The 20813-nt window shown below is 40.0% G+C and carries 18 protein-coding genes and 2 tRNA genes; 12 read left to right on the top strand and 8 right to left on the bottom strand.

Features of this window, described 5'->3' with window-relative positions; translation table 11 throughout:
• Positions 1-192: 192 nt before the first annotated feature.
• The 11 genes from gldJ to CLV81_RS09890 all read left to right on the top strand — a co-directional run bounded on the left by gldJ (position 193) and on the right by CLV81_RS09890 (position 13592).
• Positions 193-1848, top strand: coding sequence for a gliding motility lipoprotein GldJ (gene gldJ, locus CLV81_RS09940; RefSeq protein ID WP_106144992.1), 1656 nt, complete (start codon positions 193-195; stop codon positions 1846-1848).
• Between the two features lie 64 nt (positions 1849-1912).
• Positions 1913-3190, top strand: coding sequence for a UDP-N-acetylmuramoyl-tripeptide--D-alanyl-D-alanine ligase (locus CLV81_RS09935; RefSeq protein WP_106144991.1), 1278 nt, complete (start codon positions 1913-1915; stop codon positions 3188-3190).
• Positions 3191-3293: 103 nt separating this feature from the next.
• Positions 3294-3668 (top strand): thiol-disulfide oxidoreductase DCC family protein, encoded by a 375-nt coding sequence (locus CLV81_RS09930; RefSeq protein ID WP_106144990.1) that lies wholly within the window; start codon positions 3294-3296, stop codon positions 3666-3668.
• A gap of 61 nt (positions 3669-3729) precedes the next feature.
• Positions 3730-4128, top strand: a complete 399-nt coding sequence (locus CLV81_RS09925) for a DUF2452 domain-containing protein (RefSeq protein ID WP_106144989.1) — start codon at positions 3730-3732, stop codon at positions 4126-4128.
• A 185-nt stretch (positions 4129-4313) separates the two neighbouring features.
• Entirely contained in the window at positions 4314-4763 is a 450-nt protein-coding gene (locus CLV81_RS09920; RefSeq protein WP_106144988.1) for a helix-turn-helix domain-containing protein, read from the top strand.
• A gap of 394 nt (positions 4764-5157) precedes the next feature.
• Positions 5158-8181, top strand: coding sequence for a SusC/RagA family TonB-linked outer membrane protein (locus CLV81_RS09915; protein WP_106144987.1), 3024 nt, complete (start codon positions 5158-5160; stop codon positions 8179-8181).
• 12 nt (positions 8182-8193) lie between these two features.
• Positions 8194-9615 carry a RagB/SusD family nutrient uptake outer membrane protein gene (locus CLV81_RS09910; protein WP_106144986.1) on the top strand — a complete coding sequence of 474 codons (1422 nt, stop codon included), beginning with the start codon at positions 8194-8196 and terminating at the stop codon, positions 9613-9615.
• 77 nt (positions 9616-9692) lie between these two features.
• A complete protein-coding gene (locus tag CLV81_RS09905) occupies positions 9693-10391 on the top strand; it encodes a hypothetical protein (protein WP_106144985.1) in 699 nt (232 codons plus the stop codon).
• Between the two features lie 77 nt (positions 10392-10468).
• Positions 10469-10879 carry a 6-pyruvoyl trahydropterin synthase family protein gene (locus CLV81_RS09900; RefSeq protein ID WP_106144984.1) on the top strand — a complete coding sequence of 137 codons (411 nt, stop codon included), beginning with the start codon at positions 10469-10471 and terminating at the stop codon, positions 10877-10879.
• A 30-nt stretch (positions 10880-10909) separates the two neighbouring features.
• Positions 10910-10984 (top strand) — tRNA-Val (locus tag CLV81_RS09895).
• Positions 10985-11219: 235 nt separating this feature from the next.
• Positions 11220-13592 (top strand): spondin domain-containing protein, encoded by a 2373-nt coding sequence (locus CLV81_RS09890; protein ID WP_106144983.1) that lies wholly within the window; start codon positions 11220-11222, stop codon positions 13590-13592.
• A 134-nt stretch (positions 13593-13726) separates the two neighbouring features.
• Here the strand turns inward: CLV81_RS09890 and CLV81_RS09885 are convergent, their stop codons facing one another.
• Together CLV81_RS09885 and CLV81_RS09880 are read right to left on the bottom strand one after the other, a co-directional pair.
• Positions 13727-14209 carry a hypothetical protein gene (locus tag CLV81_RS09885; protein ID WP_146129876.1) on the bottom strand — a complete coding sequence of 161 codons (483 nt, stop codon included), beginning with the start codon at positions 14207-14209 and terminating at the stop codon, positions 13727-13729.
• 35 nt (positions 14210-14244) lie between these two features.
• Positions 14245-14754, bottom strand: a complete 510-nt coding sequence (locus tag CLV81_RS09880) for a Dps family protein (RefSeq protein WP_106144981.1) — start codon at positions 14752-14754, stop codon at positions 14245-14247.
• A 277-nt stretch (positions 14755-15031) separates the two neighbouring features.
• Here CLV81_RS09880 and CLV81_RS09875 point away from each other — a divergent pair, with 277 nt between their 5' ends.
• Entirely contained in the window at positions 15032-15547 is a 516-nt protein-coding gene (locus CLV81_RS09875) for a hypothetical protein (protein WP_106144980.1), read from the top strand.
• Between the two features lie 143 nt (positions 15548-15690).
• Here the strand turns inward: CLV81_RS09875 and CLV81_RS09870 are convergent, their stop codons facing one another.
• From CLV81_RS09870 to CLV81_RS09845, 6 genes are all read right to left on the bottom strand, one after another.
• Positions 15691-17205: an NADP-dependent isocitrate dehydrogenase gene (locus CLV81_RS09870; protein ID WP_106144979.1), complete on the bottom strand. Its 1515-nt coding sequence runs from the start codon at positions 17203-17205 to the stop codon at positions 15691-15693.
• Positions 17206-17431: 226 nt separating this feature from the next.
• Positions 17432-17506 (bottom strand) — tRNA-Val (locus CLV81_RS09865).
• Between the two features lie 70 nt (positions 17507-17576).
• The gene (locus tag CLV81_RS09860) at positions 17577-18788 is read right to left on the bottom strand and encodes a bifunctional folylpolyglutamate synthase/dihydrofolate synthase (RefSeq protein WP_106144978.1); all 1212 of its coding nucleotides are present in this window, start codon (positions 18786-18788) and stop codon (positions 17577-17579) included.
• A gap of 4 nt (positions 18789-18792) precedes the next feature.
• On the bottom strand, positions 18793-19671 hold the full coding sequence (locus CLV81_RS09855) for an energy transducer TonB (protein WP_106144977.1): 879 nt from the start codon (positions 19669-19671) through the stop codon (positions 18793-18795).
• Entirely contained in the window at positions 19671-20057 is a 387-nt protein-coding gene (locus tag CLV81_RS09850) for an ExbD/TolR family protein (RefSeq protein WP_055396910.1), read from the bottom strand. The genes CLV81_RS09855 and CLV81_RS09850 overlap by 1 nt, the downstream gene beginning before the upstream one ends.
• A gap of 14 nt (positions 20058-20071) precedes the next feature.
• Positions 20072-20764, bottom strand: a complete 693-nt coding sequence (locus CLV81_RS09845) for a MotA/TolQ/ExbB proton channel family protein (protein ID WP_106144976.1) — start codon at positions 20762-20764, stop codon at positions 20072-20074.
• Positions 20765-20813: the final 49 nt, after the last annotated feature.

The raw sequence follows: 20813 nt of genomic DNA, 5'->3' as shown, positions 1-20813 counted from the left end.
TAAAACACATACCTGCCATACTAATTTTCCAAACCAATCGTTTTGTCTACAAATCCACCAAAGAATTGGCCGTTATTATTGATTTGATAAAATATAATGGGTATTCTTTCGTTCTAGGATAGTAAAATTAAAATCAAATTGAAGTAGGAAAGGGTGCAAACCCTTGAATAAAAAAGTACTCAAGCCCAAATTATGAAAAAACATCTTATCAAAGTTGTACTTTCTTGTGCTGTTATAGTTGGAGGTATTTCCAGTTGTAAAAAGTCATCGTCCTCGTCTAAGAACATTTCGAGAGCCACAGGATGGAAGATTAATGCCAAAGAAGGAGGATTCCAGTATAATTCTGACTTCAAGGAACAAGAAACCCCGCCGGGTACCGTATTTATAGAAGGAGGTACTTTTACCAAAGGTAAAGTGCAGGACGACATAATGCACGATTGGAACAATACCCCTACCCAACAGCATGTTCAGTCCTTTTATATGGATGAGACGGAAGTTACCAACGTAATGTACTTGGAATATTTGGATTATTTAAAGGCAGTATATCCTCCTGAAAATCCAAATTATGCCAATATCTATAAAGGAGCACTACCAGATACCTTGGTATGGAGAAATAGATTGGGCTTTAATGAGACCATGACAAACAATTACCTAAGACACCCTGCATATGCAGAATACCCGGTAGTAGGTGTTAACTGGGTACAAGCTTCCCAATATGCGGAATGGAGAACTGATAGAGTTAATGAAGCTATGCTCGAGCGTGAAGGTTTCTTAGCTCAAGATGCCAAATATCAGGTGCTTAATGGCGAGATTGGAGGTACTTTCAGTACAGAAGCATATCTGAACAATCCTGAGTCTGTATATGGTGGTCAAATAGATTCTCTTCAAGGAAAGCAGAAAAAAGATTCCATAAATACCTTCGCCAAGCGAAGCAGTGGTGTTATTCAACCCGAGTACAGGCTTCCTACCGAAACCGAGTGGGAATATGCAGCACAGGCGTTGATTGGTTCAAGAGAATACAACAACTATAGAGGTAGAAAAAAATATCCTTGGGAAGGTGATTACACCAGAAACGGACAACGTGTGGGTAGAGGTGACCAATTGGCCAACTTTAAACAAGGAAAAGGTGATTACGGCGGAATTGCAGGATGGTCCGATGATGGCGCCGATATAACCGCTCAAGTTAAATCCTATAAACCCAATGATTTTGGTCTTTACGACATGGCTGGTAACGTATCTGAGTGGGTTGCCGACGTATACCGACCTATAGTTGATGATGAAATCAGTGACTTCAATTACTATAGAGGTAACGTTTATTTGAAAAAGGCTATTGGTGAGGATGGTAAAGTAGAAATCTTGAGAGATGAAATTGTATACGATACCCTTCCTAACGGAAAAATAGTAGCGGTCAATCTTCCAGGTGAAATCAAGGAAGTCCCCGTAGGTGATGAAGAAACTTACCTAAGAACCAATTTCTCTTCTAGTGATAACCGTGGTTATAGAGATGGTGATCCTGGTTCCTCAAGATTCTTTGAACGCTTTAGTGATGAGACAGACAATCGTAAAATGTACGATTCTCCAAAACATAAGGTGGAGCGAGATTCTACAGGAAAACTACTTCGCCAGTACGATACTTCAAACTACAGAACTTCTTTGATAAATGATGAAGTAAGGGTATACAAAGGAGGTTCATGGAGAGACAGAGCTTTCTGGTTAGACCCAGCACAACGTAGATATTTACCACAATATATGGCTACAGATGATATTGGATTCCGATGTGCCATGTCCAGAGTGGGGTCGAAGTCAAAATCTAAGAACAAAACGGTACGTCACAAAAAGGCGAGATAAATTCCGATAAAAAAATAGCAAAAAAGCCCTGACAGATCATCAGGGCTTTTTTTATCTTCGGACCATGAAGATTACAGAGCTGTACCAAATATTTTTAGAGCATCCTGAAGTAAGTACGGACACTAGGAAAATTAATCCCAACTGTCTGTTTTTTGCTTTAAAGGGGCCTAATTTCAACGGAAACGAATTTGCCAACCAAGCTTTGGAAAAAGGAGCTGCATATGCGGTTATTGATGAGGCCAAATTCAAGGTATCCGACAAATATATTTTGGTAGACAGCGTTCTGGAAACATTACAAAAACTGGCTACCTATCACAGAAATCAGTGTAGTGCCAAAATCATTTCCCTAACGGGCAGTAACGGTAAAACCACAACCAAAGAGCTTATTTTTAGTGTTCTTTCAAAAAAATACAACAGTATTGCTACGCAAGGAAATCTCAATAACCATATAGGTGTTCCCCTTACCCTACTTTCCATTAAAAGCGATACGGAAATGGCCGTGGTTGAAATGGGAGCCAACCATCAAAAGGAGATTGCCTTTTTGAGTTCAATTGCGCAACCAGACTTTGGATACATTACTAATTTTGGCAAGGCCCATCTTGAAGGCTTTGGTGGGGTTGAAGGCGTGATTAAAGGAAAAAGTGAACTTTACGATTTTCTTATCGCTCATGATAAATATGTTTTCATGAATGCTGATGACCCCATTCAACTGGAAAAGCTGGGAACTTATGTGAAAAAGATAGGATATAGTGCTTCAAATCCCCAGTACTATTCGATACAGCTAAAAGAAAGCAGTCCCTTTGTAATATTAGAGGTTGAAAAAACGAGGATATCCACTCAACTTACCGGTGCTTATAATTTTACCAATTGTTGTGCTGCCATCGTTATGGGCAAATACTTCAACGTCCCTTTAGAAGATATAAAATCTGCTTTGGAAGGGTATTCCCCAGAAAACAATCGTTCCCAAATAATTGAAAAGGGTAGAATCAAAATAATATTGGATGCCTACAATGCAAACCCTACAAGTATGGAGATGGCCATTCGAAATTTTGATAACATGAAAACTCCTGATTCTTATTTAATCTTGGGAGACATGTTCGAATTGGGAGATGTCTCTGCCGAGGAGCACCAATCCATTGCGGATTTGACAAAAACTCTGGGATTCACCAACGTTCTTTTGGTTGGCAATCATTTTTATGGAGTACAAACCCCATTTTTAAAGTTTCAAACTTTTGAAGAAATAAAAAACTATTTAGAATCCCATCCGGTAGAAAAAGGAAATATGCTCATCAAGGGTTCAAGGGGCATGGCCTTGGAACGAATCTTAGACTATCTTGGATAGCCAAAATAAATCATAAACTTTTCCAAAACTTCCATTATCCATACCACTTCTTTGAAATGAAGACGGTATTATTTCGAACTAAGAGGTATCAACAGTTTTGGATATGGAAAAAAGTATTATAGTATTCGATGGGGAATGTAATCTATGCAACGGCGTTGTTGGCTGGTTGCTAAGAAACACGGATATGGATATCTTCAATTTTGTTCCATTCCAATCCAGTTATGGACAGGAAATTCTGAAGAACAATGGTTTCGAAACCAATACGTTGGACACCGTGGTACTTTTGGATGAAGAAGGAGTCCATACACTTTCCGATGGATTTTTAAGAATAATAGCTAAAATACCCGAATGGAGAGCTGTTTCCCATGTTTTTAGTTTAGTACCAAGATTTATTCGGGATGGTGTCTACAAGCTTTCGGCCAGAAACCGAGTACGTTGGTTTGGAAAATCCCAATTTTGCACAGTAAATCTTCATTAGGCTAACTATTACCTATTTCTTTTGAACCCATCAATTTCCAGAGAGGTTGTATTTTTGGTCTATGAAAAAGAAAAAACCAGATAACATTGTATTCAATGAAGAAGAACAAGAATACGATGCCTTCCTTAAACCCTATGCCACTCATCTAGGCTCTCCTAAAATACAATCCAACAATCTCTCCCCCTGGAAAAATAGCAATATCCGAAAGGTGAATAACTCGCTCAAGGCAGAATTTGATGAAGTTAAAGCCCAGTATGAGCAATTAATGGAGAGATATGAGTACAACAACTTGGTATATGCCGCTAAATTTTCCTTCCAACCTCTAGTGGGAGAAACCTATCATTTATATCGAAATAAGAATAGTGAAGCATTCCTTTCCATATTAGCTCCCAACGAATGTACCTTTGAGCACTTAGGTAGTTTTAGATTAGGTTCAGACCATATGTGGGAAAAGCTATAAACCTCTATCGCAATTACGTTTTATTTCTTCGCTTTGAAACTTTTGGGAAAAGTTTCACCTACTTCGCATGCCATAAAGGTAAAGTCCCCCGAACATAGTTTACGAAAACACTTATCGGAAAAAACCACAACCTAGTCAAAATATGGTAACTAGTAATCGTATTACAACCTAAGGGGCTAGGACTCATGAAAAAGTTTATCTCGGCTATTTTTAACAATAGAAAAGTTTCGTCGACGCAAGATGAAAACACTTTGTTATCAAAATATCAGAAATCCGGCCTTAAATTATCGGAAGCTCTTGAGATAAAAGAAAAAGTACGTTTGGCGTTTGAATATGATAAAATATACAAAAACAATGCACTCGGACTTAATGAGCTATCATCTCATATAGTTATGGATCGCTACAAAGTATCCCAGGTAATAAACGAATACATTTCCGTTAACTTTTATACGCTTCTTAATCAATACAGGGTAAAAGATGCTAAGAATCTTTTAATTCACAATCCAAACCTCAGCGTTAAAGCTATCATGTATGAAGTAGGTTTTAATAGTAAGACCTGTTTTTACAGCGCCTTCAAAAAAGAAACAGGCCTTAGTCCCAATGACTTTAGAAATTTGGTCAAATTTGCCTCCTAATTTTCGTAGATAATACGTCTCTAGTTTACTTCTAAACCATTTCTTTGAATCATTATTCCGCTCCATCAATTTCTTCTTACGGAGTTGAAAGAATACTCCATAGCAACGTCCTTAAAAACCTAAACTTTGTTAAAAAGGGTTCTTCCCGTTGGGGCCGTCAATTTTTGAAGTTCCTCCCGTTTTAGAAGTACCTCCCCCGTATTGTTTTCCAATTGTTTTGTTATTGCAATTGTAAAGGTAAGGCGGTGAGAGGCTTTACTACCTTAAAATAGACTTTCCATTAAGTTTTGTTTTCGTGCAAGGGAGTGTTATTTGAATTAGCTATCAAACTACTTCTCCCGCCTACCTTTCTCAGTTGCGCTAACTCATTATTACTAACAAAACTTTTAACTCTATGAAAGTACAGAAACTGTTTGGGACACTTTTCATGCTACTGCTGACAACGGTAGCTATGTCCCAAGAAAAAACAATTACTGGTACAGTGATTGACCAAACTGGGGTTCCACTACCCGGAGTGAATATTGTGGTGGAAGGAACGTCGAACGGAACGCAGACCGATTTTGACGGAAACTATGCCATTACTGGAAATGTGGGGCAAGTGCTTCTTTTTACCTATTTGGGGCAGAAATCAGAAAGAAGAACCATAGGTGCCTCAAACGTAATCGATTTACAGATGGAGGAAGATGCCCAAGCACTACAAGAGGTCGTAGTAATTGGTTATGGTAACCAGGAAGAACGTAAAATCATCCAAAATGTGGGTATTGTTAAGCAAGAAGCTATCGAAAACCTACAGGTGGTTTCAGCCGATCAATTGCTGCAAGGCCAATCCGCAGGTACCCAAATTGTAAATGCATCGGGGGTTCTCGGTTCGGCGGCGGTTATTCGAGTGAGAGGTGTGAATTCCATAAACTCGGGTAGTCAACCCTTAATCGTAATTGATGGAGTTCCAATCACGGATACTGCTGGCAACACCCTTAATAGAGGTGGTAATACCGGAATAAATCCGCTTTCCTTTGTAAATCCAAATGATATAGAATCCCTAACTGTCCTTAAAGATGCGGGTGCAACCTCCATTTATGGATCCAGAGGTGCCAATGGGGTTATCCTAATCACTACCAAAAGAGGTAGAAAAGGGGAGAATACCACAGTCACTTTGGATGTTAGTACTCAGTTTTCGCAATCCACTGACGTTCCTGACATCTTAACTGCTGATGAATTCAGACAATTCAAATCCGATATAGCCACTATCCAAAATGGAGGAGTCTTCGTTTCTCCCGAGGACCTTGGTCTTGGAGCCATTGGTTCTGGAGGGACGGATTGGCTTGGAGGAGTTCAACGGACAGGAATTTCCCAAAATTATAACCTCGGTGCGCGAGGAGGTAGTGAAAAAACTTCTTTTTTCTTTGGGCTTGATTTTCAGGATACTGAGGGCTTTATCATCGGAAATGACCAGCAAAGAGCAGGTGCTCGGATAAACATAGACACCCAGGTAAACGACTGGCTAAAGGCAGGTATGAACCTTGGGATTACCAATAACCGCCTAAATCGTGTGGGTATTGAAAACAACATCAATGCACCGTTTACCACTGCTTTTTTACAAAGCCCCGTGGTCCCCGCTTTTGATGATGAAGGGAACTTTGTTCAATCAGGTTCATTTATCCCCAATATTTTCGCAAGGGTGGCATTGAATACCGATGAAGTAAAAACGTTCCGGGTAATTGGAAACGCCTTTACTGAGATAACCCCACTACCTGGACTTACCTGGCGGTCTGAGTTTGGTATTGACAAATTGAACCTAGAGGAGTTCGTTAGACAAGCCGAGTTCAACACACCAGGAGGTTTGGCCCAACAGATTTGGGTGAATGAAGACCGTTGGCTGACAAACCAAACAATCAATTATTCAAATACTTTTAATAATGATCACACCCTGACTGTGTTAGCAGGTCTTAACTACGAAGAGACCTTAAGGACCCGGTCCAATGTGTCCTCAACCGGATTTCTGACTGATGATTTAAGAAATCTTGGTTCTGGTGCTACTCCTCAAGTGCTCAACGGTGACCGTTTCCCTTCACGACTCTTCGGACTCTTCTCAAGGGTATCTTATGATTACAAGGGCAAATATTTGGTAGAAGGTTCCATAAGACGTGATGGTTCTTCTCGATTTGGAGCAAATAACCGCTTTGGGTATTTCTGGTCTGCTGCCGCAGGTTGGGTATTATCTGAAGAATCTTTTATTCAGGATCTGAACTTTTTTGACTATCTATCCTTCAGGGCAAGTATTGGTACAGTCGGTAATGATAGACTAGGCACGTTCCCATCGTTAGGGTTGTTCAATGCAGGAGGTTTTGGCGATTACAATGGAGAATCAGGGGTGGTTCCAGCACGAAGGCCCGCAAATCCTGACCTTAAATGGGAAGAAAGTGAAACTTTGGATATCGGCTTGAAGTCTACATTTTTGAACGGGCGTGTGAATTTCAATATGGCCTACTTCAAAAAGACTACCAGCGATCTTTTACTGAACCAAATTCTTCCTCCGGGTACCGGATTCAATAGCATAAGCCGAAACGTTGGAGAAATGGAAAACAGAGGTTGGGAGTTTGAGTTGAGCACGGTGAATGTTCGTACGGAGAACTTTGAATGGAGAACCAACTTCAACCTAACAACCATAGATAATGAGGTCTTGGCTCTTAACGAAGATGCTGCAACGGACCCTCAGGGTAGAAGAATTATTGATGGCCCAATTCAAAGAGCTATTGAAGGAGAGTCATTGAACAACTTTTTCCTAATCAGATATGTTGGTATTAATCCTCAGACGGGCGATGCAGAATGGCTGGATGTAAATGGAAATATAACCAATAATCCAGGCTCAGGAGACCGTGTTGTTACGGGGAGTCCGCTTCCGGATTTTTCAGGGGGTATGACCAATACATTTACATATAAAGGTTTTGATTTATCCGTATTGATGAATTATTCCTACGGAAATGAGGTTGTCATAGATGGTCTTCGATTCGCAGACGGAAATGACGCCATTGGCGGTATTGTGAACGTTAGAAGACAAAACTTAAATTTTTGGAGGCAACCAGGTGACAATGCATTTTTGCCTAGTCCCAATAGTTCCACCTTTGACCTATTTAATCAAAGGTCTTCACAGCAACAATTGGATGCTTCTTACTTAAGAATTAAGAATGTGACTCTAGGATACAATTTACCTCAATCCGCTTTGGATAGGCTAGGTGGCCTCTTTACGGGTGTGCGATTTTACTTAACGGGAACCAACCTACTGACCATAAAAGCGGACGAAATGGACGGAATTGATCCCGAGGTAACTGATGATATTGACCCACTATTCCAAGGAGAGTCATTTTTCACTGCTCCCCAAGCCAAACTGTATTCATTCGGAGCAAGGTTAACATTCTAAAAAAAAGGAAATATGAAAACGATAAAAATAATAGCATTAATTCTTGGTCTTTGTTTCACTTTTTCATGCGAAGATCAACTCAATGTGGTGCCAGAAGATAATGTAGCGTCCAATACAGTTTTTGGAAGTCTAGCAACCATTAATGGTGCCGTTGTAGGGATTTATAGTAAAAACCAAAGTGGCGACCTCAACGGTATGCCACAATTGATATCGGAATTTATGTCCGATAACGTAAACTTCGTCGGAAGTTTTCCAGCACTTCAGGATATAGATCAATTTGAGACCTTGGCAACGAATGGATCAATAGATAATATTTGGATTGACGCTTATGAGCTAATTGGAGCTGCCAACAACATCATTGTAAACCTTCCGGATGTGAGCACAGAAGATGTCACAGGTTTAACTGAAGCTGATAAAGCACGATTCGTTGGCGAAGCCAAATTTTTAAGGGCACTTACCTATTTAAGGTTAGTAAATCATTTTGCCCAGCCATTTCAGTTTAATGGAGGATCCAATCTAGGAGTACCGATCATAGCAATGCCATTTGAGGGAGGAGACATTTCAGAATTCCAATTGGAACGTTCTACGGTTAATCAAGTACATTCCTTTATTGAACAAGATCTTTTGGATGCTATAGCCTCCCTTCCAGCGGATAACGGGGAAAGGGCAGAGTCTGGAGCAGCAAGAGCATTGTTGGCTCGTCTTTATTTACTTCGGGAACAATGGACCGAGGCAGCAGATTTTGCCAATCAAGTGATTACTTCCGGGGAATATTCCCTTGCTGCAAATTATGATTTTTATGACGATAACCCTACATCAAGTGAGCATATTTTTGTGGTCATAAATACCCCAACCGATGGTCCTCAAGATGAATCAGTTCCAGGTTCTGATGAAGTATATGTAAACTTTTTCAACCCAGCACCTGGAGGACGTGGTGATGCACCATTCAGTCAAGATTTAATTGATGCTTTTGCTGCGGAACCCGGTGATAGGAGATTTGATGAGCTTTCCCAAGCGGCTTCAGACGCAGGAGGGAATGATACCTTCTTCACCACCAAATATCCAGACATTGTAAACAACGCTTCTGACGGCATGGAACTAAGAATTACTGAAATGTATCTTATTCGTGCTGAAGCCAATTTTAGAAATGGTTCCTCCGTGGGCGACACCCCGCTCAACGATATCAATATGTTGCGCAATAGAGCAGGGTTAGGCGATTTGGGGACTGTGGATTTGGACGCCATTGCTTTGGAACGCAGAAAAGAACTTTGTTTTGAAGGGCATCGCAGAATGGACTTATTGCGAAACAACTTGAATTTAAGACCAGGAGGTGGTCCGGAGTCTGCTCCTGGAGCAAACAAAGTCATTTTTCCTATTATTGACGACGAAATCGTAAACAATCCAAATATTACCCAAAACCCAGGTAGTTTTTAAGATTGATCATAGCCACAAAATACCACTGTCTAAAGTATAGGGCAGTGGTATTTTACTTTAACGGTAATCTTTATACCATGAAAAATACATTCGGTATCTTCCTATCGTTCATTTTTATTACATGTTCACTTCAAGGACAAATCGCCCAAAACAACATCAGCTCATTTGATGATATCTCATTTTTTGTCAATGTAAATAATCCTAAATACAACAATGCTGAGGGTACAAAATACCTAAACGATAATTTTACTCCTTCAAAAATCAATGAACTGGAAAAACTATATCCCATTCGATTTGATTTGGTTGACAATATCATGGAGTTCAAGGAAAATGATCAAGAAATCATGGGTTTATCTCCTACTAGGGATTATAGAATTGTTTTAACCGACGACTCAAACCAAATATTTGTCTCCAATACGATTATCAATGAATCTGGAGATTTACAGAGACTATTTCTAGAAGAAATTAAGGTAACTCAAGCCTACTCCTTGTATAAAAGGGAGCGTATTAAGTTCGTACCGGCCAAACCTGCGAAAAGTAGCTACGAACCAGAAGTCCCTGCTGTTTTCAAAAAAATGAATGATTCATATTACGTAGACTACGTTGATGATGGTATCGACTACCTTTTACAAATACCAAAAAACAAAAAGAAAATCAAGACTTTTTTTGGAAATCATGGCCCAGAAGTCCTCAAGTTTGCAAAAAAGGAAGGATTAAAATTTGATATACAGGAAAACCTTATCGCAATTTTAAATTATTATGTTGAAAAACGTTAACTCTCCCGTTTTGTAAAGCCGTATGTAGGTTTTCACTGCTTAGATGATTAAATTCGCAGTCCCAAAAAACATTTGGTATGATTGCCACAATTTGCAGAAAAGCCCATTTTAATGCAGCACATAGATTGCATAATCCCAATTGGAGCGACGAAAAGAATATTGAGGTATTCGGAAAATGCAATAGTCCCAATTATCATGGCCATAATTTCGACCTAGAAGTCCGGGTAAGGGGAGAAATAAATACCGATACCGGTTTTGTAATGGATTTGGCAGACTTGGGTGCTTTGATTAAAAATGAGATTGAAGCCCGTTTTGACCATAAGAATTTAAATGAGGATTGTCCAGAATTCGAAAACTTATTCCCTACTACGGAATATTTTGTAAAAGTGATTTATGACATTCTAAAACCTAAACTACCGCAAGGTCATTTACTTCATATTACACTTCATGAAACCCAAAAGAATTCGGCGGAGTATGGAGATTGGTAACAAATTTCCGATATTGCGGCACTTATTTATGGGATATTAGCTCAGTTGGTTTAGAGCGCTGCCTTGACAGGGCAGAGGTCACTGGTTCGAATCCAGTATATCCCACGTAATTGGGCTCCTTCTCTTTATTGGTCGGAGCCCTTTCCTATTTAAACACATCTATTTCTTTTCTTCCTAAATGTTGCATTTGCCGGGCTTAAAAAATTCCTTTTTAAACCCATATTTTCCCCTTCCCATACTTTTTTTGGTCTTAAGCACTACTTCCATTGTTCATTTGTGGCAGCAACCAAAAAACAGAACAAATTTTTCACAATTAACTTTTTAAAAATCTAAAATTATTATGAAAAGAAATGTTTTGAAGGCCGCAGTCTTAACCCTACTGTTAGCCTCTTGTTCTGAAGATGATTTTGTGGGGGACACTCCTGACCCTATTGAACCTAACCCCACGGGAGAAGCCTCTGTTGTGCTCAACGAGGTGGAGTACTTGGGCAACCGTGTTGAGATTTTCAACAACGGTGAAGTAGATGTTGACCTGAGCGGTTATTTCCTATGTCTTGGCCCGGGCACTTATCGCCAGATTGGAGACCTAGAAACACAAGGTAATACTAACCTAGGCCCTGGAGAGTATTTGGTGGTTTCTTATGACATGCCAAATGCCGAAGGTGGTCTTGGCCTGTACGTGGATAACTCCGGATTTGGAGATGCTTCCACCCTTGCGGATTTTGTCCAATGGGGTGCTGCCGGAAGTCCCCGTGAGAATGTTGCCGTTGAAGCTGGAATCTGGACCGCAGGTGAATTTGTGCCAGTACGCGGAAACGAGAACTACAGTATTATTTTCGATGGTGAAGGTACTGGTGTTGCAAACTGGTCTGAAACTACGACAGTCACTTTTGGTGCTGAAAACGTCTTGACGATGCCTGCAGAACTTAGGCGTAGCATTGTTTTAAATGAGGTACAATACGCTAGTGACGATTTGGTAGAAATCTACAACAACGGTGAAGTTGCCGTTGATTTAAGTAGCTACTGGTTGTGCCTAGGCCCAGGTACTTATGTACAATTGGGCAATGTAACCCCAGAAAGTGGCAATCTTCAGTTAGAGGCTGGAGGGTTCTTAGTGGTGCCTTATGCTATGCCCGATGTTGCCGGCGGTTTGGGACTTTACTCAAATAACGCGTTTGGCAGCGCGGATGCCATCGTCGATTTTGTTCAATGGGGTGCTGGAGGAAGTCCCCGTGAGAATGTTGCCGTAGAAGCCGGTATTTGGACCGCTAATGATTACGTTCCAACCGTTACCCTCAGTAGCGCCAGTATTGAATACGATGGCGAGGGAGACGCTTCCACAGATTGGAATCAAGAAATCAACCCTTCTTTGGGACTTGCCAACGATACACAAAATGCCACAACTACATTCAATGTAACCATAAGCAACGTTATCAACTATTTGAACGTACATATATTAAATGAGAATTCAAGAACAGGAAGCCCTGGTCCTTTGACTCAAAACGGGGATTCGTATGAAATCACATTCCAAGCTGTTCGAGGAACAAAACTGACGCCCGTTACTATGATGGGAAACAGCAATGACTGGTTCTTGGCTCCTGAAGATTTAGCTGGAATCGATTTATATCCAAACGATTCTCCACTTAATGGTGTGGATATAGCCAGTGAGCTAATTCTTTATGATTTGGGAACCGAGATAGACAATGAGCCATCTTACTTTCCTCCTGCCGGCGCCAATGTGGGTCCAGCAGACCCAAATACATTGGTAAGAGCGGTCAACCGAGGAGTTCGAGGTGATTTTTACCTCACGGCATACATTACGTATAAGCCAGGTGATGGACAATCTGCAGGAACTTTCACATTGACAATAACTGCTATCAACACGCCAGACCCAAGCAAACCAGCAAGTTCTACAAATGGATTTGTGGTTACTCCAGGTATCGCAGTGCTTCATGCCCTGCCCGAGCCATTGTTTACTTTAGGAACTGAAGATAGAGGTGTTGGACTCGAGGCAATTGCCGAAGATGGAAATCCAGGTCCTTTGTATGATTGGTTCAATGAAACTGGTTCCCAAGGGGCTCCTTTGAGATTATCTTCCACACTTAGCGTTTTTTCTCCCGGCTTGGTCTATGCCTTCAATACGGATAGTGACCCATTCTTTACCCAAGGTGCCACCGCAAATCCAGAAAGTGGACTTGAAGAATTAGCTGAGGATGGAAACAACGACGTTGCCGTTTCTTACTTTGAAAATCTTGGCTTACCTGTAGCTGCCAGTGAGCAAACTGCTCCTATTGGTCCTGGAGAGGATTTGACCTTCACTATTGAAGTTCCCCAAGGTCAAGATTATAAACTGGGAATCGGTACCATGTTAGTTCAAACCAACGACTGGTTCATTAGCTACAACAATGACGGAGTTGCATTATTTAACGATGCTGGTGTACCCTTTTCTGGTACCGGAGAGAGTGATGAAGCATATCTTTTTGATGCAGGTACTGAAGAAGACGAACCTGTTGGATTTGGAATTTACCAGGCGCCTAGACAGGCTGGTCCAAATCAAGGTCCTTCAGATGACAATACCACTATCCGCAGACAGGCTTCCCTAACAGATGTCCAATTTGGAAAAGGTACCATAAACAGTGCTCCAGGTGTAGTCTACCTCCAAGACCCTAGAGGAGGATACAACTTGGTACGTGTGGACATCCAACCACAATAAGAATTAGTGTTTCGGAGTATTTTAGATGCTTTAGTTGATCGAGGGCCGGGAGAAATCTTCCGGCTTTCTTTTTTAAATGAAAAAGCCGTGTCTATACACGGCTAATTCATCAATCAAAAAACGAAAACGGAAAACTATCCTAGTTCTCTAAATTCTTCAATACTAAAAAAGTCTTCATCCTTGTTGTTAATGAAGTAAATCCCTTCTTTTTCTATTAGCTTTAAAGTTTTGTCATCAACTTTAACTGCAAATCCGCCTTTGGTCGGCACTACTTGAAACTCATCTGAAATCGACTTTCTATACTTTAACACAAAGTATTGCTCATATTGATTATCGTTATTTTTATCAATAGCTATTAATTTGGTAACCTTGGCCGCTTCATATTTATGGCCTTGATTGATATCACCTTTATCCGTTTTGTTCCACTTCATAGGATACCTTCTATGTTCCATTACCTTTACATTGTATTGGATTTCAGTACCATCTTTTTCAATGGAAAAAGTTTTATGTATTGTTGCATTCATTGAGCCTTGATTACCAACTTGCGCATATGTAGAAGCAGTCATCAATGTCAGGCTTAACATCGTTATAATATTTCTCATCACTATTTTTTTCATTATTAATTCTTTTACTTGGCGTTTAAGCAAACTTTCTATTTTAAGAAAGAAGTGAACATCCAATTTCTTTTTTCCAATCTTCTTAAAAAATCGGTCAACATTTGTTCCGTAGCAATGTCTCCTGTGTCCAATGAAGCTCCTACCGCAGAAATCATATTATCATGTAAAATTTCAAAGTCTTTAATAACTTCTTTTACCATTTCCAAAGCTGTTCTTTCTCTTTCTGATTCTTTGATTTCTGCAAGTTCTAAGCTCTTCCTCAATGTAAAATTGGGTTTTATTCCAAATACCCGAATGCGCTCTGCCAATGTGTCGATATTCTTTTTCACCTCATTATATTCATTTTCAAATTGTTCATGAAGCTCAAAAAACTCTGGCCCCTCGACATTCCAGTGAAAATTTCTGAGTTTGTTGTAAAACACTTGATAATTGGCTAATAAGGTGTTGAGATGCACTACTATTTCTGCAGTTTCCAGATAAGTGAATCCTAGTTTTTTGTATTCCTTGTTTTTTTCTATTGTATTGTTTGTTTTAATAATTTCCATTGTTTTCTTTTTAAATAAGTTTTTACTTGAATTAATCCATGAGTTTACATGGATTCAAGAATTAAAAAATAACTAACTATTGCGGTGGTTGACGTAAAGCACGTCACAAGAAATGAAGCCGATTACTCGACTTAGAAAACAAATGGTTTGAAGATGTGTACTAAATGTTTCATACTTTTAATATACAGTTTAATCCGGGAAAGTCAAGTATTTAACAGGGTTTAACAGTCACGACATACTCATTAACAAGTCTTTTGGACTTAATTGCATTTTAAAAATGAACAATCGCCCATCTTTTATTAAAAAGATTATTGTCCCTAATTTAACTGTACTCCTGTTTGTTGTGGTTGGTATTTGGGTTTTATCTGCAATTCTAATCCTTGTCTTCTTGGATGATTGGGAGTCGAGAGGAACCTTTGGAGACCTTTTTGGGGCTGTAAACGCACTTTTTTCGGGGATGGCGTTCGCCGGCCTTCTTTATACCATTATACTTCAAAAACAGGATATCAACCTTCAAAGGGAAGAGATTATAGCCAATAGACTGGAGTTGAAAAAGTCTGCCAAAGCGCAACAGAACTCAGAGAAAGCACTTAAAGAACAGGTTGAGCAAATGAAAATCACCTCTAAGCTTAATGCGCTCAATACCATTATCAATTTTTACAATCTACAAATATCCAATCCGAACAATAGCGAGGAAATCATTTCAAAATCTAGAGAAAAAAGGCGCAAAGCGATTAAAGAAATAGACGCCCTAATCGATTGGGTAGGTGATGATGATTATGACGGAAATTAGGTCATGTAATCAGGAAAACTCTAATTATCACTTTATTCACTATTTCCTTTCAAGTAAAGTATTTTCCAAAATAAAAGAGAATGCACCAACCCGGACAATAAATAGGCTGATGCATTCACGACTAAAAATGGAGCCAAAAGGCTTTACTCACCCTGACCTAGAGAAAAGCCCCGTTTTCCGTCAAATTCATATAAGTTTTCAGTTTTAATCACATCATATCCCAAATTTCCAAGTTTGGACAATAAGGCAACCACACGCTCAAAATCGATGGAAGCATAAGTGGGTTCTTTGGTGTTTATTTTGGCATCGTCTCCTACAAATCGGCAACGCCAGTGGTCTGTACAATAAGTTTCTTTTAAGCCTTTGGGATATACTTTAACACCTCTGTTGGTAATCATCTTTAGCTTCAAGCGATAGATATCCAATTCCGAAAGAGCATCGCCCAATTCATTGGGGTCATTCCCTTGCCAATCTAGAAAAACATCTACCCCTACCAACTCCTTGTGCTCAGTTTTACGCACATAATCCGGAATTTGAACAGCTCCTTTACCATGGGCCAAGACACTTTTGGCAAGCTCAGAAGGAGTTTGTCCAAGATTGGAGATTACTTGATTCGCGAATTCCTGAGCCCCAACCTTCTTTAAGCTAATTCCTTCTTGATAAATATCAGCGGTATGGTACCCTTCTTCCAAAGTGGTCAACCAAGCATTTTTGACCTTATCCCCTATTTCCGATTGTCCAATATGTGCCAACATGGCGACAGCCGCGTTTATCAACCCAGAAGGATTTGCGATTCCTTGTCCGGAGATATCCGGAGCAGAACCGTGAATAGCTTCAAACATAGCAACATTCTTCCCAATATTTGCGGAACCGCACATTCCTACCGAACCTCCAATTTCTGCAGCGATGTCAGAGATAATATCACCATATAAATTAGCAGTGACTATTACATCGTATTGTTCAGGTTTGGCAGCCAATCTGGCTGAGCCTATGTCGATAATCTGAACGTCGTTTTCTATTTCAGGATATTCCTTGGCGATTTCATCAAAGACGGTATGGAACAATCCATCTGTAATCTTCATAATGTTGTCCTTGACCATACAGGTCACTTTCTTTCTTCCAAACGCCTTGGCGTACTCAAAAGCGTATCGGACAATGCGCTCACAACCGGGTCTTGTAATCAACTTCAAACACTGGTAAACATCTTGTGTTTGCCTATGTTCAATCCCCGCATATAAATCTTCCTCATTCTCACGAATAATCACTACATCCATATTTGGAAAGTGAGTAGGAACGAAAGGGTGCAAAGCAGTTACCGGTCTTACATTTGCAAAAAGACCCAAAGACTTTCTAAGTGTTACGTTCAAACTTTTGTATCCCTTTCCTTGAGGAGTTGTTATAGGGGCCTTAAAGATTATTTTATTGTTACGGATAGCATCCCATGCATTGGCATCAATACCAGAAGTATTTCCAGATAAATACACCTTTTCACCTAGCTCAATGAACTCTGGTTCAATGTTGGCACCGGCAGCTTCCAAAATACGAAGAGTGGCCTTCATGATTTCTGGGCCAATACCATCTCCTTGGGCAACGGCCACTTTCACGGGTGTATTTAGTTGTTTCTTACTGGGTTGTCTGGTCAATACTTTTGTATCCATAGAAAATTAAATTAGATGTTGATGCCACAAATAACGTAAGAATTTCATATAAATTATTATTTAATCTATTTACCATTTACATAAGTAATATTTATATTTTTTATGTTGATACCTGACTTTCAGAACAATAAAGAGGATAGGACTAAGAGTTGGAAAAAGGTTTCAAGGTGATATCTTGAAAAAAGAAAGGGACACATTTTGCCAATGTATCCCTTTTCCATAGATGTGGGCGCGAAGGGATTCGAACCCCTGACCCCCTGGGTGTAAACCAGGTGCTCTGAACCAACTGAGCTACGCGCCCATTCGTTTCCCAAATGGGTGTGCAAATATAGTATCATTTTCTGTTTTGCAAAAAGAAAACACCTAAAATATTAAAGTACCTCCGCAACCACAAAAGTGCTGCCGCCGATAAAGATAAAATCGGATGTGCTTGCAGCTTTTTTTGCCGCCTTCAATCCCTTTTTAACCGAAGAATATGATTCACCCTTAAGCCCAAAAGAACTTGCTTTTTCTTGCAAAACTGCTTCGGAAAGTCCTCTTATCACATCAGGTTTGACAAAGTAATAGGTTGCCTTTTTAGGAAAAAGTGATAGTAAAGAACTTAAAGTCTTATCAGAGACAAATCCAAGAACGATATGCAAATTTTCATACTTCTGCTTTTTAAGTTGACTTAAGACCTCTTCCAAACCTTCTTTGTTATGCGCTGTATCACAAACTACGCTGGGGTTTTTCCCCAGAACCTGCCATCTTCCCAAAAGCCCAGTGTTCCGGATTACCCGAGATAAGCCTTTTTTGATATGTTTTTTACTAACATCAAAACCTTTCAGCTTTTTGATAGTAACCACTACACCTTTGATATTCTTTTTTTGATATTCCCCTAACAAGTCCATAGCATAATCCTCAACCTGTTCATCTTGGGCGAAGAACAATGGAGACTGTTTTTGAGCAGCAATCATTTGAAAAATACCTGTAGTTTCTTGTTGTTTTTCACTTATCACTACGGGAACTTTCTTTTTTATGATTCCCGCCTTTTCCAGGGCAATTTTCTCCAAAGTATCTCCCAAAATATCCATGTGGTCATAACCAATATTTGTGATTAAAGAGACTTCAGGGGTTATGATGTTTGTGGAATCCAAACGACCACCAAGACCCACCTCGATAACAGCGATGTCTATATTCTTTTCAGCAAAGTAAGAGAAGGCCATCCCTACCGTCATTTCAAAAAATGAAAGAGAATTAGCTTCCAAAAAGTCCATATGGGTGGAGATAAAATCGGTTACAAAGTCCTTACCAATCGGCTTTCCGTTGATTCGTATACGTTCGCGAAAATCTTTTAAATGCGGTGAAGTATACAGACCTACATTATAGCCCGCCTCTTTCAAAATAGAGGCAATCATATGACTCGAAGAGCCTTTGCCGTTAGTACCAGCCACATGTATGCTCTTAAACTTTGTGTGGGGAGTATCTAAATGTTGACTAAAATTCAGAATGTTGTCCAACTTGTGCTTCAAGGCTGAAGCTCCCTTTTGTTGATACATAGGTAACTGGGCAAACATCCAGTCAATGGTCTCTTTATAAGTCATAAATCTACTGACCCAACTTAAAGTTAACCACTACGAAACCTATTTGTTGAGAAGGTGCTTTCGAGTCTAAATTCCATTTGTGGAGTAACGCAGTTTTCCTTGCTGGCTCTAAAAGACATGGAGCATTATTTGTAGTCCCCTTGACTCCTGGCGTTGCTTTAACGACCTTTCCGTTGCGATCTACCACTATTCGAACCACAACCCTGCCATCCTCATTACATTCTTGGCGAACGGCCCCTTTGCTTACCAAAGAACGACCATTGAGTCCATATCCACCAGTTCCACTTCCGCTTCCAGGAGCTCCATAATAGCTAGTAGCATATGGATTCCCAGCTGGGTCTCCCTTATCTCCTTGTCTAGAATCATCCCCTTCACTTCCTGTCGTCGTTCCATCCGATTTTCCTATACCGCCTATCAAAGCATCCAGATTTTTCTTTTTGTCCTCTTGTTCCTTTCTTTTTCGTTCTTCTGCTGCCCTTTTTTCATTCGCTATACGTTCTGCCTCTGCCTTTTTCCTTTTGGTGGCCTCTTCCGCTTTACGTCTGGCTTCTTTTTGTTGATTAATCTTTATGGTTTCTTGATCGTTGCTTGTCAACACTTTTTCAACGGGTTCATTTGATGTAGTTTGTTGGGGTTCTGCAGGTGGTGGAGTTTCCTTGACAGGTTCAGGTTGCACTTGCTTGGGCTCTTGCCTAACTTTTTCTTTAGGTTGCACCTTGCCGGACCCGAAATCAGTCGTACCGAAATTAATGGCTATGCCATTTTCAATGGGAGGGTCCAAATAGGTCAACCCAATGTAAAAAAGCAGCAATAATAAAGCGCTTAATAAGAGTGTGGTAAGCGTAAAGGATTTTTTCTTGTGTCTCGTGTCTAAAAATGGCATTACTTGGGTCGCACTGCCAAGATAACCTTATAACTGTTTCTGTTGGCAATATCCATAACGTTGACAGCTTCCTTGATTGCAACGCTCTCCTCTGCCCTTAGAATAATGGTAGGCTTCTCTTGCCCTTCCAGTGCTTTTTTTAATTCAATTTCAATGTATTCCTCGTTAATCTGCTCATTGTTCACAAAATATTCCAGATTCTTGTTTATGGTCACCGAAACATTTTGAGTATTTGTCGATTTCCCTTTGGCTTTGGGCAGCAAAAGGTCCAATGCATTTGGCGCGTTGGAAGTCAGCATGAAAAAAACCAATAACAGAAATACAATATCTGTCATGGATGACATGCTAAACTCTGGACTTACTTTATTTCTTCCCTTTAGTTTCATACCGAAGATTTCCCTTAAATCGGTTCATTTAACAAATCCAAAAACTCCACAGCGTTGGCTTCCATCTTATGTACCACTTTGTCAGTTCTGTTCACCAAGTGATTATAACCAATGTAGGCTATAATACCTACAACCAATCCTGCAACAGTAGTGGTCATGGCAGTATAAATTCCCGAAGCCAATGAGCCCATTTCTGCTTGGCCGCCACTTGAGGCCATTTCATGGAATGCCAAAATCATACCAATCACGGTTCCCAAGAAGCCTATCATGGGCGCTGCTCCAGCTACTGTAGCAAGTACACTAACATTTTTTTCAAGCTTATATACCTCAAGTGTACCTGCGTTTTCGATGGCCGTATTGATATCATCAAGGGGTTTCCCAATTCGAGCTACTCCCTTTTCAGTGAGCCTAGCCACCGGAGAATCTGTTTGAGCACAAAGTAATTTCGCAGCTTCCAGTTTTCCGTTCATCACATGATCGCGAATCTGGTTCATGAAATTCTTATCAATCTTAGAGGCCGCCTTAATGGCAAAAATGCGTTCAAAATAAATATAGAGTGCAACAAACAATAACACAAAAAGCACCATAATTATTACAATACTTCCTGTACCACCGTTAACAATTAAATCAATTACGGAAAGTGTCTTTTCCTCTGAAACAGCTTCGGCAAGTTCTGCGGCCGTTTCCACTTCTTGATACAAATTCATATAAAATCCCCAATTTTAAGTTGCAATAATAACGGAGATTTTTTTGTTA

Source organism: Flagellimonas meridianipacifica (genome assembly GCF_003001695.1).
GTDB classification, from domain to species: Bacteria; Bacteroidota; Bacteroidia; order Flavobacteriales; family Flavobacteriaceae; genus Flagellimonas; species Flagellimonas meridianipacifica.
The sequence above is the reverse complement of the archived record's forward strand: the minus strand, read 5'-3'. Positions and strand labels throughout refer to the sequence as shown.